We start from the raw sequence: 16,509 nt of genomic DNA, 5'->3' as shown, positions 1-16,509 counted from the left end.
ACGTAAAATAACTGGCATATCTACCCTTTAAAAAAGCCTTTCGCAGTTTCTACGTCTTTCTCAATTTGCACTTTCAAATCATCAAAAGAGGGGAATTTAATCTCGTTTCTAATCTTGTGGCAGAATTCCACTTCCACCATTTGGCCATAAATATTCTGAGAAAAATCAAATAAATGGACTTCTAATAATTGCATTAATCCATTTATAGTTGGGCGTTTTCCCATGTTTGCCACGCCGTTAAAAATCTCCCCCGATTTTAACCGCACTTTTACGGCATAAACGCCTTTGATTGGATTTACTTGTCTATGCAAACGAATATTGGCCGTTGGAAATCCTATTGTTCTGCCTAATTTATTTCCATGAATCACACGCCCGAAAATACGATAAGGTTTACCGAGTAAATTTTCTGCAAGTTGTAAGTCATCATTCGCTAACGCTTCGCGAATTGCCGTGCTACTAATTCTCTGTTCATCTAGACAAAAGCTACGGTTATCTTCAACAATAAAACCAAAACGCTTACTAGCTGCTTGCAACATGGCAAAATTACCTTGGCGTTTTGAGCCGAATTTGAAATCATCGCCAATGCTTAAAAATTTCACATGTAGATGATTAACAAGCGTTTGTTCAATAAAAACATCGGCTGGCTGTTCGGCAAAAGTGCGGTCAAATTTCGCCACAATTACGACATCAACCTTAGCCTTTTCGAGATAATAAATTTTGTCACGCAAACGCATTAAACGGGCTGGTGCATTTTTCCCCATAAAATATTCACGCGGCTGTGATTCAAATAACAATACCGCCATGGGTAAATTTAATTCGTCAGCTTTTTGACGCAAATGGCGAAGGACGGTTTGATGCCCTAAATGCACGCCATCAAAGTTGCCGATCGTTAGCGCACAACCTTGTAAAACACGATTTGCATTATGAAGCCCACGAATTAATTGCATGTCCTTATCCATGAAAATAAGAGAATTTCGGCATTATAGCGAGAAGTTAGTTTTTTGTCAGCAAATGGTGCTTGCGAACGCCTAATAAAATCAACGTTGCACCATAAACTATCGCGGCTAAGACAATCAACCAAACAAGCCAATAAACACGCATAAAGAAATCCATTTTCGCCCATTGGTTGATTTCAGGCACGTAATACCAAACTGCCGCACCCATTGCGATTGCAGCTAATAAAACTTTGACAAAAAAGACCGCACTTTTACGTGAAAAATGGTACACATCCGCTTTGGCTAAGCCGCGATAGAGCAAATAGGCGTTAAGAGTTGCGGACATCGCTGAAGCAATGGCTAAACCCACATAACTGAAAGGAATTGCCAATAGGTTAAAGCCCATATTACTCACCATGGCAATAATGCCAATTTTTACTGGCGTTTTGGTATCTTGGCGAGCGTAATAGCCATTGGCGAGGATTTTAATCAACATAAAGCTAAGCAAACCCGCATTAAACGCCCATAAAGAATAAGAGGCGGCATAAACATCATTTAGCATGAAATTTCCACGCATAAAGAGCGTAAGTAACATTGGCTGAGCCAATACAGCAATGCCAATGGCGGCTGGAACGCCAAGTAATAAAATCATTCGCACGCCCCAATCCATTGTATTATGAAAATCAACCGCACTTTTTGCTGAATCGCCTTCACGATTAACGTGGTGGCGAGCAAGCGTTGGTAAAATTACGGTAGAAATCGCAATGCCAAATAAACCGAGAGGAAATTCCAGTAAGCGGTCGGAATAATACAACCAGCTAATAGAGCCCGTCATTAAGAAGCTCGCAATCACTGTATCCAGCAAAAGATTAATTTGACTTACCGATACACCAAATAACGCAGGGATCATTAATTTACGAATTTTGGTTACGCCTTCATCCCGCCAAGCCCATTTGGGTTTCACCAGTAAACCAGCTTGTTTCATAAATGGAATTTGGAATAAGAACTGTAATAATCCGCCAAGAAAAATCCCGATAGCCAGTGCAAGATCTGGGTTATCCATTTGTGGTGCAAGGAAAAGTGCGGTGGCAATCATCGCTATATTTAATAACACGGGTGAAAAGGACATCACGCCGAATTTTCCAATCGTGTTAAGCACAGCACCAGAAAATGCCACAAAAGTAACAAACCATAAATAAGGAAAAGTTATTTTAAGAAGAAGAGAGGCTTGTTCAAATTTATGTGCATCAGGGCCATCATTCATCCAATCGGTAAACCAGCCCATCCCAAATAAAGCGGCAACGACAGGCGATCCAACCATCGCAAGGATCGTAACAATACTCACCAATCCCCCAAGCGTACCAGAAACTTTTCCAATAAATTCACGGGTTTTATTCATATCGCCAGATTTTTGATATTCTGCGAGAACAGGGACAAAAGCCTGTGAAAAAGCCCCCTCAGCAAATAAACGACGAAGAAAATTTGGGATACGATTAGCAAATAAAAAAACGTCTGCTGTTGCACCTGCACCAATAAGATGCGCGATAACTACATCGCGAACAAGACCTAACACTCTTGATAATAAAGTCATAGAACTAACAACAATGCTAGATTTTAAAAGTCGTTTACTCAAAATATTCTTCTCAAGCCTAAAATTTTTGCTTAATTGTATAGAAATTTTATTTTTACGCTATATTCTCAACAAAAAAACTGATAAAATCCGCCACACATCGTTTGTGTGAGCCCATATTGAAAGAGCTTGTAAAAATAACGATGCTTACTTTCGGTTGTGTCTCACCGAAATCAACACAAATTTTTCATTGACAAAAACATACAAAATCGGCAAATTAACGCCTTTTATTTTGTCTATCAATCAACAGAAATTTTAGGAGTTTGACCTTGGCTAATATCAAGTCAGCAAAAAAACGCGCGGTTCAATCTGAAAAACGCCGCCAACACAACGCAAGCCAACGCTCTATGATGCGTACTTACATCAAAAAAGTATATGCTCAAGTAGCAGCAGGTGAAAAAGCAGCAGCTGAAGCAGCATTCGTTGAAATGCAAAAAGTTGTTGACCGTATGGCTTCTAAAGGCTTAATCCACGCTAACAAAGCAGCAAACCACAAAGCTAAATTAGCTGCTCAAATCAAAAAATTAGCGTAATTAAAGCATTAAAACAGCTTAAAAATAAACCGCACTTTAGTGCGGTTTTTGTTTGCCGTAAACCGTCCTGCCACAAACGCCCTATAACGAGCTTGCATTCCCCCCTTTAACCTGTAAACTACCCCCACAACTTAAAAAATTAATCATAAAATAAACTATAATAAATGACCAAAAAATCTTTTAAAAAAGCGGATCCGAATTATCAAAAAGAATTAGCCAAATATGGTAATCCGATCCCAAGCAGAGACTACATTCTGCAAATTATTCGTGAAAATAATACCCCGATGAGTCGGGAAGAAATTTTGACCGCACTTTCAATTAAAAGTGACGAACAACAAGAAGCCATGCGTCGTCGCTTGCGTGCCATGGAGAATGATGGACAGTTAGTTTTTACTAAACGTAAACGCTATGCCTTGCCTGAAAAATTAGATTTATTCAAAGGCATGGTCATCGGCCATCGTGAAGGCTATGGTTTTTTACAAGTCGAAGGCAAAAAAGAGGATCTCTTTATTCCTAATCACCAAATGCAACGTGTAATGCACGGTGATTTTGTGTTAGCGCAACCTGCAGGCTTAGATCGCCGTGGTCGTCGCGAAGTCCGTATTGTTCGCGTACTTGAAAGTCGTAAAAAACAAATTGTCGGCCGTTTCTTCTTAGAAAATGGCTTTAGCTATGTGGTGCCTGATGACAGTCGTATCGGACGAGATATCTTAGTCCCTAATGAACACCGCAATGGTGCACGAATGGGGCAAGTTGTTGTGGTTGAATTGCAGGAACGTTCTGCCTCCTTTACTCAACCTGTTGGCATCATCACCGAAATTCTGGGTGACAATATGGCAAAAGGAATGGAAGTGGAGATCGCCCTTCGTAATCATGACATTCCTCACCAATTCCCAAGTGCGGTCGAAAAATACGTTAAAAAATTCACGGAAGAAGTGCCTGAAGAAGCCAAAAAAGGTCGTGTGGATTTACGCAATCTGCCACTGGTGACCATTGATGGCGAAGATGCACGTGATTTTGATGATGCCGTATATTGCGAAAAAAGCGGTAAAGGTTGGAAGCTTTGGGTAGCAATTGCCGATGTCAGCTATTATGTGCGTTTACGTTCTGCATTAGATACTGAAGCTTATAACCGAGGTAACTCTGTTTACTTCCCAAATCGTGTTGTGCCAATGCTGCCAGAGATTTTATCAAACGGATTGTGTTCACTGAATCCACAAGTTGATCGCTTGTGTATGGTGTGTGAAATGCACATTTCTGCTAAAGGTAAACTCACGGACTATCGTTTTTATGAAGCGGTAATGAACTCTCATGCACGTTTAACCTATACGAAAGTCGCGGCGATTTTAGACGGTGATGATGAACTCCGCACCCGTTATCAAGGGCTAGTACCACATTTAGAAGAACTGCATCATCTCTATCAAGCATTACTCAATGCACGCAAACAACGTGGTGCCATCGATTTTGAAACCATTGAAACCAAATTTATTTTCAATGCCATGGGACGAATTGATCGCATTGAACCTGTTGTGCGAAATGATGCTCACAAAATCATTGAAGAATGCATGATTCTTGCGAATATTGCAGCAGCAAACTTTATGGAAAAACATAAAGAGCCTGCACTCTATCGTATTCATGCCACACCGAGTGAAGAAAAACTGACGTCTTTCCGTGCATTCTTAAGTGAATGTGGTTTAAGCCTTGAAGGTGGCATGAAACCAACCACAAAAGATTATGCGAAATTATTAGAGCAAGTGAAAGATCGCCCAGATCACGAGCTTATCCAAACCATGCTACTTCGCTCATTAAGCCAAGCGGTTTATCATGCGGATAATATCGGCCACTTTGGTTTAGCGTTAGAAGAATATGCACACTTCACTTCCCCGATTCGTCGTTATCCGGATTTAACCCTTCATCGTGGGATTAAATATTTATTAGCAAAAGAAAAAGGTGCTAAACGTAAAACCACAGATACTGGAGGCTATCATTATTCTTTTGATGAAATGGATTTATTAGGTGATCACTGCTCGATGACAGAACGCCGTGCCGATGATGCCACTCGCGAAGTAGCTGATTGGCTGAAATGTGAATATATGCAAGATCACGTAGGGGCAGAATTTAGTGGTGTGATCTCATCTGTAACGGGCTTTGGCTTATTCGTTCGTTTAGATGATTTATTCATTGACGGCTTAGTCCATATTTCCACTTTAGATAACGACTACTATCAATTTGATACGGCAAAACAACGTTTAATCGGTGAAAATAGTGGTATGATCTACCGTCTTGGCGATAAAGTAAAAATTCGTGTAGTTGCCGTTCATTTAGAACAAAAAATGGTAGATTTCAGTTTAGTCGAAAGTGCCAGAAAACCACGTCGTGTGGGCAAAACGGCGAAACAAAAAGCAAAAAAAGTCTTTAAGGAACTGCCACCTAAAGCGTCAAAAAAACGTAAAAGAGCGGTTAAAAATAAAGACGTTTCTAAGAAGCCGACGAGAAAACGGAAGAAATAATAAATAAGAGAACCCTATGTCAGAAAATATCTATGGTATCCATGCTGTAAACAGCATTTTAGCAAATAGCCCTGAGCGTTTAATTGAAGTATTTGTGCTGAAAGGCCGTGAAGATAAACGCCTACACCCCTTACTCAATGAGCTATATGCTTTAGGCATTGCGGTGCAATTTGTAAATCGTCAAACATTAGATAAAAAATCCAATGGTGAGGTACATCAAGGTGTGATTGCGCGTGTGCAAGAAGCGAAAGAGCTGAATGAACATGATCTGGATGAACTTCTTACTCGTAAACAAAATCCACTTTTATTGGTGCTTGATGGCGTGACGGATCCCCATAACCTAGGGGCCTGTTTACGTACTGCGGATGCAGCTGGTGTGAGTGCAGTCATCGTGCCAAAAGATAAATCGGCTCAACTCACTTCTATTGCTCGTAAAGTCGCTTGCGGTGCAGCAGAGACTGTGCCATTAATTCGCGTCACTAACTTAGCGCGTACTTTGCGAGATCTACAACAAAACCATAATATTTGGGTAGTAGGGACGGCCGGCGAAGCAACAGAAACCATTTACCAAAGTAAACTCACGGATTCTCTAGCCTTGGTGATGGGAGCCGAAGGTGAAGGGATGCGTCGTCTCACGCGTGAACATTGTGATCAACTCATTAGTATTCCAATGGCGGGTTCTGTTTCATCTCTGAATGTTTCCGTTGCGACTGGCGTATGTTTATTTGAAATTGTGAGACAACGTCTTGCCGCCTAAAAACGCGTGAAAAAATGACCGCACTTTAATATAAAAAATGCCGACAAATCATTGTCGGCATTTTTGTTATTTTGAACTCGTTTTCCCAAATATAATGGAAAGCACTAAAGTACATAATGCAGGTACAAGCCATGCGAGCCCTTGTGAATAGAGCGGGAAATTAGTCATGATTTGATGTAACCCTTCTGGCAACATATCCAAGTTTTTCAAGCTATCAATTAAACTAAAACAAACCGTCACAAAAATAGTGGTGTAATAGCTCAATCTAATAGAAGGCAATTTATTACGCACAAGCTGTAAAATCATTAACATGATCGCCATTGGGTAAATCAACAATAAGGCAGGAATCGTCACTCGGAGTAATTTTGTTAAGCCATATTGTGAAATAATTATTGTCATCGTTGTGAAGAAAATAATCCAAAATGGATAAGAAAAACGCGTCGAAAACTTGGAGAAGTAATCACCACACGCACTGGTTACGCCCACTAATGTGGTTAGACTTGCTAAAGTAATAATACCCGCCATGATCCAGGTTCCCGCCGTGCCGAATAAACTGTTCACATAACGAGAGAAGATTTGTCCGCCATTTGTTGCGCCTTGTGCCACGGCATCAGAAGTCGCTCCTAAGTAAAATAAGGCAAAATACAAGCAACCTAATAAAATAACAGATACGAAACCCGCTGAAATGGTATATTGAACAATCTTTTGCGGATTCGTTACATTTTTTGCAGATAACCCCCGTGCAACAATGCCACCAAAAGCAATCGCTGCCAGTACATCCATCGTTTGATAACCACTAATTAACCCTGTGGTTAATGCTGAATTCTCAGCATACGCCTGGGAGGGTGCAACAATATCAGAAAGCGGTGAAACAAAAACAGTAACCCCAACAACAAGTAATAATACCAACAATGCTGGCGTCATCACTTCACCCACCGTTGAAATAATTGTGCTTGGACGAATCATGAATCCCATCGCGATAATATTAAAGATCACAGAGAAGATAAGACGTGTCGTCGCACTATCTTCAACGAGCCCCAATGGTAACCATGCCATTTCATAAGCCACATTGGTAATTCGAGGCATGGCAAAAGTTGAACCGATGACTAAATAAAGAATGGTTAAAAAAGCTACACCTGCCCACTTGGGTAAATCCTTTGTTAGCTCTTCACCACGTCCTAATACCGATACCACAACTAAGGTGATAAATGGCATTAACACACCAGTTATTACAAATCCCATGGAGGCTGTTGCCCATTGGTTACCAGCGGTGTAACCTTCCATCGGAGGAAAAATGATATTTCCTGCACCTAAAAATAAAGCAAAAATCATCATACCTAACACGATGATGTCTTTTTTTGAAAACATAAGTAGTCTCGACAAACAAAATAAATTGCCGAATTTTACTCTAAATGACGATTAACTCCAAATGTGGAAGCAAAAATATGCAAAAAAAATCATCGTTTTAGCCAAATAAAGTGCTATATTAAACGAATATTTACAGATAGCATTTCCCAAAAATCAGTCAATTTATGATAGTATCTAGACTTTATTAGTTTTTTATTATTTTTTAGGAGAGAATGAATGCATAAACTGAGTTTGACTCAACAAATTCAGCGTTTTTTCAAATTGGAATCAGCTGGCGGAATTTTATTACTTTTATCAGCGGTGGTCGCAATGCTTTTGGCCAACTCACCACTCAATCAAACCTATAATGACTTTTTAAATTTACCTGTTAGCATTAAAGTCGGATCTTTTTCAATTGATAAAACTTTAATCCACTGGATTAATGATGGTTTTATGGCTGTATTCTTTGTTTTAGTCGGAATGGAAGTCAAAAAAGAGTTATTTGAGGGGTCTCTTTCAAGCTATCAACAAGCCATTTTCCCAGCTATTGCAGCGGTGGGAGGCATGGTTATTCCAGCATTAGTTTATGTTTTGATTACTCAACAAGATCCCACTTTAGCCGATGGTTGGGCAATTCCAATGGCAACAGACATTGCCTTTGCACTTGGTATCATGGCACTATTAAGTAAACAAGTACCGCTCCCATTAAAAATCTTTTTACTTGCTTTAGCCATTATTGATGACTTAGGTGCGATTGTCGTCATTGCACTATTTTTCTCACACGGATTGAGTGTACAGGCACTGATCTTTGCTGCAATTGCTATTGTTGTACTTATCGCATTAAATCGCTTTAAAGTGACCGCACTTTGTGCCTATATGGTAGTGGGAACAATCTTGTGGGCTTCGGTATTAAAATCAGGCGTACACGCGACTCTTGCGGGTGTTATTATCGGATTTTGTATTCCATTAAAAGGTAAAAATGGCGAAACACCGTTACATGACTTTGAGCACCTTCTTGCCCCTTGGTCATCCTTTGTTATCTTACCATTATTTGCTTTTGCCAATGCGGGCGTAAGCTTTGATGGCATTGATTTCAGCATGCTGACATCACCATTATTGCTTGCAATTTCTCTTGGATTACTTCTAGGAAAGCCTCTCGGCGTATTTGGTTTCAGTTACCTTTCCGTTAAACTGGGCATTGCAAAACTTCCACAAGGCATCAACTTCAAACAAATTTTTGCTGTAGCCATTTTATGCGGTATTGGTTTTACTATGTCTATGTTCTTAGCAAGTCTTGCATTTAATGCGGATGCGGGAGAAAGCATCAATTCCCTTTCTCGCTTAGGCATCTTATTAGGTTCTACTGTTTCTGCGATTTTGGGATATATCACATTGAAAAAAACAACAGCATTACCAAGATAATCGCGCTTCTCAAAAATCCTTTGCTAAGTTTAGCAAAGGATTTTCTTGAATTCGTACACTTACAATAAGATCCCACTCTCTGCTTTGGTAAAGTTCATCACAAATAAGCTTTTATAAGTTCGAACATGATATTCACCAGTTAGGACACGGCGGGTAAATGAATGATAACTTTCCATGTTTTCAGCATGAATAAGCAGCATAAAATCATAATCACCAGAAATCTCATAACAGCTCACCACATCGGTTTCTTGGCGCATTTTTCGTTCAAATAATTCTTGGAAGCAGGAATGCTGGTTATCCATTTCCACCATCACAAAAACACTAATATCTCTACCTACTGCCTTTGGCGATACGATCGCAACTTGTTTAGTAATTACACCTTTCTCTGTCAGTAATTGAATTCGACGCTGGCAAGTTGCCACCGAGCTATGAACCTCTTCAGCGAGTTCTTTTAATGGTAAGGTTACGTCTTGTTGAAGAATATTCAAAATATCTCGATCTAATTTATCTAGTTCCATTTTTTATCCTTGAAAATAAATACCAAATAACACTAAAACTTGAGAAAAATAATCGTAAATTATTCTATATTGAGAAAATTTACCACGCCAGACTTTTATAATTATGTTATTCAATGTAAGGAAATGATAAAAATGGCTCAAGGTATCTTTCTAGGAATCATCTCACAATTTTTATTTGGCTTACTGTATTTGTTCAGTTTATGGCTACAACCCCTTAATGGTACCGATGTATTTGCTTGGCGAATGGTGATGATGGTATTTGGGCTATTTTTAATTATTTTTCCTACATTGGGTTGTCGTTCATTATCAAAGTTAGTCAATGAAATCTTAGGCAAAGACAAAAAACGCTGGATGCTGTTTTTGCTTGGTACACTCGATGCGGGTAGCCAATTTTGGTTATTTATGTGGGCACCCGTTAATGGTGAGGGAGTGAATATCGCAATAGGATATTTTCTATACCCATTAGTCATGGCATTACTTGGTCGATTCTGGCTAAAAGAAACACTTTCGGTTATTCAAATTATTGCATTATGTATTGCGGCGTTGGGTGTGATACATGAGTTGTGGCACAATCAAACCTTTTCATGGAGTAGTCTTTGGGTATGTTTAATCTATCCCTATTATTATTTAAGTCGTAAAGCAATGAGAATACCTCCCTTACAAGGCATCACGCTAGATACATGTATTATTGCCGTTCCCTGCCTTATTTATTTGATCATACAAGAACAGCAATTTTCTTTTGTGATGAATGAAAGTCGATATTGGTATTTATTACCAGCATTAGGTTTAGTCAGTGCAATTGGTTTATCTGCCAATTTAAAATCGAGCCAACAAATTCCCATCAGTATATTTTCTGTACTCAGTTATCTGGAACCGACCTTGCTCTTTTTAATTGCAATATTCTGGCTTAATACGCCAGTTTTCCCATCTGATTACGTCACTTATGTACCTATTTGGATAAGTTTGATTTTGCTTGGAATAAATGGCTTAATGAAAAAACATCATTAAATTTGACCGCACTTTGTGTGCTAAAGTAAGGTCATTCTTGAAATAATTCTAATTCACGTTCATAATGAACAAACATTCATATTTTATAGACTGAAGCCTTTTTACTTCAGCATTTTTCCGATAAGGCTTGCATTATGTCCGATCAACAAACAGATACACAAAACTCTTCAAATAATAAATCTCAACAACGTAAAAAAGGGCTTTCTATTTTTATTCTTTTGCTTCTTTTGATTTCGATCGGTTCTGCCGCTTATTGGTTTTTCTTTATTAAAGGCTTTGAAGAAACGGAAGATGCCTATGTCAGCGGTAATCAGGTGATGGTATCAGCACAAGTAGCGGGGAATATTTCGAAAATTAATGTCGATAATATGGATCCCGTACAAGCTGGTGACGTGTTATTAGAACTGGATGATACCAATGCCAAATTGAGTTTTGAGCAAGCCAAAAGCAATTTAGCCAATGCGGTTCGCCAAGTTTCGCAACTAAATTACACCGTAAAACAATTAAAATCGGCCGTTCGTGCGAATGAAATTACCCTTGCTCAAGCACAAGGAAACTTAAACCGTCGTGTGCAATTAGTCAAAGATGGGGCGATCGATAAAGAATCGTTCCAACATGCGAAAGAAGCTGTTGAACTGGCAAAAGCGAACTTAACTATTTCACAAAATCAGCTTGGCGCAAATCAAGCCTTATTGTTAGATGGATCTTTAAGTGAACAACCGCAAATTCAAAGTGCAGTCAGTAATTTGAAGCAAGCTTGGTTGAATTTAGAACGCACAAAAATCCGCAGTCCAATTAAAGGCTATGTGGCTCGTCGCAATGCACAAGTCGGGCAAGCGGTTTCTGTTGGCGGGGCATTAATGGCAGTGGTGACTACCGATCAAATGTGGTTAGATGCTAACTTCAAAGAAACACAATTAACTCATATGCGAATTGGTCAACCGGTTAAAATTCACTTCGATCTCTACGGAAAAGATAAAACTTTTGATGGAAAAGTGGTGGGAATCGAAATGGGTACAGGCAATGCATTCTCATTATTACCCACTCAAAATGCGACGGGTAACTGGATCAAAGTGGTGCAACGTGTGCCTGTGCGTATTCAATTAGATCCGCAACAACTGGCTGAAAACCCATTACGCATCGGTCTTTCTGCCACAGTGAAAGTAAATGTGAGTGATAGCCAAGGTGAAACCTTGCGTGACCAAGCGCCAGCGACAACGCTTTATTCTACGAATGTGCTGCAATATGATGAAAGTGCGGTCAATAATTTGATCGAATCTATTATTCGCAATAATAGCTATTAGGTTCTGGTATGCCACAATCTCATTTTAAGCCACTACAAGGCGGAGCGTTGGCAATCCTGACATTGGCACTCTCCCTTGCTACTTTTATGCTTGTGCTGGATTCAACCATCGCCAATGTCGCCATTCCTACCATCGCAGGTGATTTGGGTGCCTCGTCTAGCCAAGGTACATGGGTGATTACCTCGTTTGGTGTGGCCAATGCGATTTCAATTCCGATTACAGGCTGGCTGGCAAAACGTTTTGGTGAAGTGCGGTTATTTTTAATCGCAACGCTATTATTCGTGCTAGCCTCTTGGCTTTGTGGTATTGCGAATAGCTTGGAAATGCTGATCGTTTTTCGGGTCCTTCAAGGTGCGGTAGCCGGCCCCATCATCCCCCTTTCTCAAAGTTTATTATTAAATAACTACCCGCCTGAAAAACGCGGAATGGCATTGGCATTTTGGTCAATGACGATCGTCGTCGCCCCGATTTGTGGGCCTATTTTAGGCGGTTGGATCAGCGATAATATTCATTGGGGTTGGATTTTCTTTATCAACGTCCCGATTGGGCTTGCCGTTGTCTTAATCAGTTGGAAACTTTTAGAAGGCCGAGAAAGTAGAATTTCTCATCAACCAGTTAATACTATTGGGCTTATTTTGTTAGCACTCGGTGTAGGTGCGTTGCAATTGATGCTGGATCAAGGTCGTGAGCTAGATTGGTTCAACTCCACTGAAATTGTGGTACTCACCATTATCGCTGCAGTAGGTTTAATCGCCTTAATCATTTGGGAACTGACTGACGACAATCCAGTTGTGGATGTCTCCTTATTCAAATCCCGAAATTTCACCGTCGGTTGTGTTTCGACTAGTCTTGCTTTCTTGGTGTATTCAGGAACGGTCGTGCTCATCCCGCTTCTGCTCCAACAGGTTTATAACTATACCGCCACCTGGGCGGGGCTTGCGGCTGCACCAGTGGGATTATTGCCGATTCTACTTGCACCGATTATCGGGAAATTTGGCAATAAAATTGATATGCGGATTTTAATCACCATCAGCTTTATGGTTTATGCGCTGACCTTTTATTGGCGAGCTGTGACCTTTGAACCTGAAATGACCTTTATGGATGTGGCATTACCGCAATTTGTGCAAGGCTTAGCAGTTGCTTGTTTCTTTATGCCGCTGACAACCATTACCCTTTCAGGTTTACCACCCGAAAAAATGGCTTCAGCGTCGAGCTTATTTAATTTCCTCCGAACCCTTGCCGGCTCAATAGGTACATCTCTCACGACATTTATGTGGTATAACCGCGAAGCCGTGCATCACACGCAACTTACGGAAGTCATTAATCCATACAACCCAATTTCCCAACAATTCTTCCAAACGATGGGAAGTTTTGGTTTAAGCGAAGAACAAACGGCATCATATCTTGCTAGACAAATCACCGCTCAAGGCTTTATTATGGGTGCCAATGAAATCTTCTTAATTTCTGCGATAACATTTATGTCCTTGGTTGTCGTAATTTGGTTTGCCAAACCACCGTTCAGTAGCAAGCGTTAAAAACATCCAAAAAATAACCGCACTTTGATGATGTTCAAAAGTGCGGTTAATTTTTCTAGCCTTTTGTTAAGATGTCTTTTAAGAATCTCGCAGTATGTGAACCTTTGACTTTGGCCACGTCTTCCGGTGTGCCTGTCGCAATGATTTGCCCACCGCCACTGCCCCCTTCTGGACCAAGATCCACAATCCAGTCTGCGGTTTTAATCACATCTAAGTTGTGTTCAATCACCACGATAGTATTACCTTGATCGCGCAAGCGATGTAACACGTCGAGGAGTTGTTTAATATCGGCAAAATGCAAGCCGGTTGTCGGTTCATCCAAAATATAAAGGGTTTTACCGGTATCGCGTTTTGAAAGCTCTGTCGCTAACTTAACACGTTGTGCCTCACCACCTGAAAGCGTGGTAGAAGACTGACCTAAACGAATATAAGACAAGCCTACATCCATTAGGGTTTGCAATTTACGTGCAATCATTGGGATCGCATCAAAAAACTCGCGGGCTTCTTCTACCGTCATATCTAATACTTGGTGAATAGTTTTGCCTTTATAGCGGATTTCCAAGGTTTCACGGTTATAACGTTTACCTTTACATTGATCACAAGGCACATACACATCCGGTAAGAAGTGCATTTCCACTTTAAGCACGCCATCACCTTGGCAAGCCTCACAACGTCCACCACGCACATTAAAACTAAAACGACCAGGGTTATAACCACGCGCACGCGCTTCTGGCACGCCCGCAAATAATTCACGAATTGGGGTAAATAACCCCGTGTAAGTCGCTGGGTTAGAACGCGGTGTACGACCTATTGGACTTTGATTAATATCGATCACTTTGTCGAAATATTCCAAGCCTTCAATGGATTTATAAGGCGCAAAATCCGTTTTTTCCGCACGATTTAAAGCATTTTGTGCCAATGGGAATAACGTATCATTAATTAGCGTTGATTTGCCTGAACCTGACACCCCTGTGATACAAGTAAATAATCCCACTGGAATTTCTAAATTCACGCCTTTCAGGTTGTTCCCTGTCGCACCTTTTAATTTTAAAAGTTTGCTTTTATCAAGTGCGGTTCGTTTTTTTGGAATTTCGATTTTTTCTTCACCCGATAAGAACTTACCCGTAATCGAATTTGGGTTCGCCATAATCTCTTTGGCTGTCCCCTGAGCAATCACTTGGCCACCGTGTACACCTGCTCCTGGGCCAATATCAATAATATGATCGGCTTCTCGAATGGCATCCTCATCGTGTTCCACCACGATCACGGTATTGCCCAAATTACGCAAATGAATCAACGTATTTAACAGACGCTCATTATCGCGTTGGTGCAAACCGATAGAAGGTTCATCCAACACATACATGACGCCTACTAAGCCCGCACCAATCTGACTCGCAAGACGAATACGTTGTGCTTCACCGCCCGAAAGGGTCTCAGCTGAGCGAGAGAGGGAAAGATAATTCAAACCCACATTCACTAAGAATTCTAACCGCTCTCTGATCTCTTTCAGGATTTTTTCCGCAATTTGTGCTTTTTGACCGGTTAAGGTAAGCCCTTGGAAAAACTCAAGGCTTTCACCAATGCTTTTCTCTGAAATTTGCGGCAAGTTAATGCTGCCGATATACACGTTTCGAGCTTCAGGGCGAAGACGTGAACCTCCACAATCTGCACAAGGGCGGTTACTGATATTTTTCGCCAATTCTTCGCGCACAGACATGGATTCCGTTTCTTTATAACGGCGTGCCATGTTATTCAGAATCCCTTCAAAAGGATGCTTACGGATCACCACATCGCCACGGTCGTTCATATATTGGAATTCAATTTCTTCCTTGCCTGAACCCTGCATCACAATATCTTTAATTTTTTGAGGCAAATCTTCGTATGGCGTTTCAATATCAAATTTATAATGTTTCGCTAACGAGGTAAGCATTTGATAGTAATAGAAATTGCGACGATCCCAACCTTTCACCGCACCACCTGCGAGGGAAATGCTTTCATTTTGCACCACACGGCTTTCATCGAAGAACTGCTGAACACCTAAGCCATCACAAGTCGGACACGCCCCTGCTGGGTTATTAAATGAGAACAAGCGAGGCTCTAATTCCGGTACGGAATAGCCACAATGTGGACAAGCAAAATTCGCCGAGAAAACCAATTCTTCAGCGTTAGGATTATCCATATCTGCCACAACTGCTGTACCACCAGAAAGCTCCAAAGCCGTTTCAAAGGATTCTGCTAAACGTGTGGCTAAATCTGACCGCACTTTAAAGCGATCTACCACCACTTCAATGGTATGCTTTTTCTGTAAAGCAAGTTCTGGAGGATCGGATAAATCACAAATCTCACCATCAATTCTTGCACGAATATAACCTTGTGCCGCCAAGCTATCTAACAGCTTAACGTGCTCACCTTTACGGTTTTTCACCACAGGCGCAAGCAACATCATTTTGCTTTCTTCAGGCAGACTTAAAACTTTATCCACCATTTGACTGATGGTTTGTGCCGTTAATGGCACATCATGATCAGGACAACGCGGCTCCCCTACGCGAGCAAACAGCAAACGCAGATAATCGTAAATTTCGGTGATCGTGCCCACGGTTGAACGCGGGTTATGAGAAGTGGATTTTTGCTCAATAGAAATCGCTGGCGACAAGCCCTCAATCGAATCCACATCCGGCTTTTCCATCAAAGAAAGGAATTGACGCGCATAAGCAGAAAGCGATTCCACATAACGGCGCTGCCCTTCTGCATAAAGCGTATCAAATGCTAAAGAAGATTTGCCCGAACCAGACAAGCCTGTAATCACAATTAATTTATCGCGCGGAATGGTTAAATTGATGTTTTTGAGGTTGTGGGTTCTAGCCCCACGAATGTCGATAGTATCCATAGAAAAAGCGATTGCCTTAAGAAAATAAATTCAAAAATTGTGACCATTATCGCATATTTCAATATCTGTGCAAATATCCAGTTAATTTTTATGGATCTTTTGTTTCTTTTAAGGCAAAATAGC

12 protein-coding genes are annotated in these 16,509 nt (G+C 40.7%); 7 read left to right on the top strand and 5 right to left on the bottom strand.

What is annotated here, in order from left to right; translation table 11 throughout:
• Positions 1 to 20: 20 nt before the first annotated feature.
• Together ribF and murJ are read right to left on the bottom strand one after the other, a co-directional pair.
• Positions 21 to 947: a bifunctional riboflavin kinase/FAD synthetase gene (gene ribF / locus ACXVWP_RS04590; protein ID WP_297568251.1), complete on the bottom strand. Its 927-nt coding sequence runs from the start codon at positions 945 to 947 to the stop codon at positions 21 to 23.
• A 46-nt stretch (positions 948 to 993) separates the two neighbouring features.
• A complete protein-coding gene (gene murJ / locus ACXVWP_RS04585; RefSeq protein ID WP_112082692.1) occupies positions 994 to 2,568 on the bottom strand; it encodes a murein biosynthesis integral membrane protein MurJ in 1,575 nt (524 codons plus the stop codon).
• Between the two features lie 266 nt (positions 2,569 to 2,834).
• Here murJ and rpsT point away from each other — a divergent pair, with 266 nt between their 5' ends.
• From rpsT to rlmB, 3 genes are all read left to right on the top strand, one after another.
• Positions 2,835 to 3,098, top strand: coding sequence for a 30S ribosomal protein S20 (rpsT, locus tag ACXVWP_RS04580; RefSeq protein ID WP_005695217.1), 264 nt, complete (start codon positions 2,835 to 2,837; stop codon positions 3,096 to 3,098).
• Positions 3,099 to 3,262: 164 nt separating this feature from the next.
• Positions 3,263 to 5,608 carry a ribonuclease R gene (gene rnr / locus ACXVWP_RS04575; protein ID WP_369866738.1) on the top strand — a complete coding sequence of 782 codons (2,346 nt, stop codon included), beginning with the start codon at positions 3,263 to 3,265 and terminating at the stop codon, positions 5,606 to 5,608.
• A gap of 16 nt (positions 5,609 to 5,624) precedes the next feature.
• Positions 5,625 to 6,365, top strand: coding sequence for a 23S rRNA (guanosine(2251)-2'-O)-methyltransferase RlmB (rlmB, locus tag ACXVWP_RS04570; RefSeq protein WP_297568241.1), 741 nt, complete (start codon positions 5,625 to 5,627; stop codon positions 6,363 to 6,365).
• Positions 6,366 to 6,431: 66 nt separating this feature from the next.
• Here rlmB and brnQ read toward each other — a convergent pair whose 3' ends face one another.
• A complete protein-coding gene (gene brnQ, locus ACXVWP_RS04565) occupies positions 6,432 to 7,733 on the bottom strand; it encodes a branched-chain amino acid transport system II carrier protein (RefSeq protein WP_297568238.1) in 1,302 nt (433 codons plus the stop codon).
• A 216-nt stretch (positions 7,734 to 7,949) separates the two neighbouring features.
• Here brnQ and nhaA point away from each other — a divergent pair, with 216 nt between their 5' ends.
• Positions 7,950 to 9,134, top strand: a complete 1,185-nt coding sequence (nhaA, locus tag ACXVWP_RS04560; protein WP_128786821.1) for a Na+/H+ antiporter NhaA — start codon at positions 7,950 to 7,952, stop codon at positions 9,132 to 9,134.
• Between the two features lie 59 nt (positions 9,135 to 9,193).
• On the opposite strand, the gene ACXVWP_RS04555 is transcribed toward nhaA, so the two are convergent.
• On the bottom strand, positions 9,194 to 9,652 hold the full coding sequence (locus ACXVWP_RS04555; RefSeq protein WP_128786822.1) for an Lrp/AsnC family transcriptional regulator: 459 nt from the start codon (positions 9,650 to 9,652) through the stop codon (positions 9,194 to 9,196).
• Positions 9,653 to 9,775: 123 nt separating this feature from the next.
• Between ACXVWP_RS04555 and rarD the strand changes: the two genes are divergently transcribed.
• The 3 genes from rarD to ACXVWP_RS04540 all read left to right on the top strand — a co-directional run bounded on the left by rarD (position 9,776) and on the right by ACXVWP_RS04540 (position 13,499).
• Positions 9,776 to 10,660, top strand: coding sequence for an EamA family transporter RarD (gene rarD, locus ACXVWP_RS04550; RefSeq protein WP_172622028.1), 885 nt, complete (start codon positions 9,776 to 9,778; stop codon positions 10,658 to 10,660).
• 134 nt (positions 10,661 to 10,794) lie between these two features.
• Positions 10,795 to 11,964, top strand: coding sequence for an EmrA/EmrK family multidrug efflux transporter periplasmic adaptor subunit (locus ACXVWP_RS04545; protein ID WP_128786824.1), 1,170 nt, complete (start codon positions 10,795 to 10,797; stop codon positions 11,962 to 11,964).
• A gap of 8 nt (positions 11,965 to 11,972) precedes the next feature.
• On the top strand, positions 11,973 to 13,499 hold the full coding sequence (locus ACXVWP_RS04540) for a DHA2 family efflux MFS transporter permease subunit (RefSeq protein WP_297568230.1): 1,527 nt from the start codon (positions 11,973 to 11,975) through the stop codon (positions 13,497 to 13,499).
• A gap of 55 nt (positions 13,500 to 13,554) precedes the next feature.
• Here ACXVWP_RS04540 and uvrA read toward each other — a convergent pair whose 3' ends face one another.
• On the bottom strand, positions 13,555 to 16,386 hold the full coding sequence (gene uvrA, locus ACXVWP_RS04535; protein WP_297568227.1) for an excinuclease ABC subunit UvrA: 2,832 nt from the start codon (positions 16,384 to 16,386) through the stop codon (positions 13,555 to 13,557).
• Positions 16,387 to 16,509: the final 123 nt, after the last annotated feature.

This window comes from Haemophilus sp. SZY H56, assembly GCF_054332415.1.
Note: the sequence above shows the minus strand (reverse complement) of the source record. Positions and strands in the feature narration are given on the sequence as shown.

Coding starts and splice junctions, on each gene's coding strand:
- ACXVWP_RS04540 (WP_297568230.1), top strand. CDS start 11,973: ATGCCACAATCTCATTTTAAGCCACTACAAGGCGGAGCGTTGGCAATC.
- ACXVWP_RS04555 (WP_128786822.1), bottom strand. CDS start 9,652: ATGGAACTAGATAAATTAGATCGAGATATTTTGAATATTCTTCAACAA.
- ACXVWP_RS04545 (WP_128786824.1), top strand. CDS start 10,795: ATGTCCGATCAACAAACAGATACACAAAACTCTTCAAATAATAAATCT.
- nhaA (WP_128786821.1), top strand. CDS start 7,950: ATGCATAAACTGAGTTTGACTCAACAAATTCAGCGTTTTTTCAAATTG.
- rlmB (WP_297568241.1), top strand. CDS start 5,625: ATGTCAGAAAATATCTATGGTATCCATGCTGTAAACAGCATTTTAGCA.
- uvrA (WP_297568227.1), bottom strand. CDS start 16,386: ATGGATACTATCGACATTCGTGGGGCTAGAACCCACAACCTCAAAAAC.
- rnr (WP_369866738.1), top strand. CDS start 3,263: ATGACCAAAAAATCTTTTAAAAAAGCGGATCCGAATTATCAAAAAGAA.
- rarD (WP_172622028.1), top strand. CDS start 9,776: ATGATAAAAATGGCTCAAGGTATCTTTCTAGGAATCATCTCACAATTT.
- brnQ (WP_297568238.1), bottom strand. CDS start 7,733: ATGTTTTCAAAAAAAGACATCATCGTGTTAGGTATGATGATTTTTGCT.
- ribF (WP_297568251.1), bottom strand. CDS start 947: ATGCAATTAATTCGTGGGCTTCATAATGCAAATCGTGTTTTACAAGGT.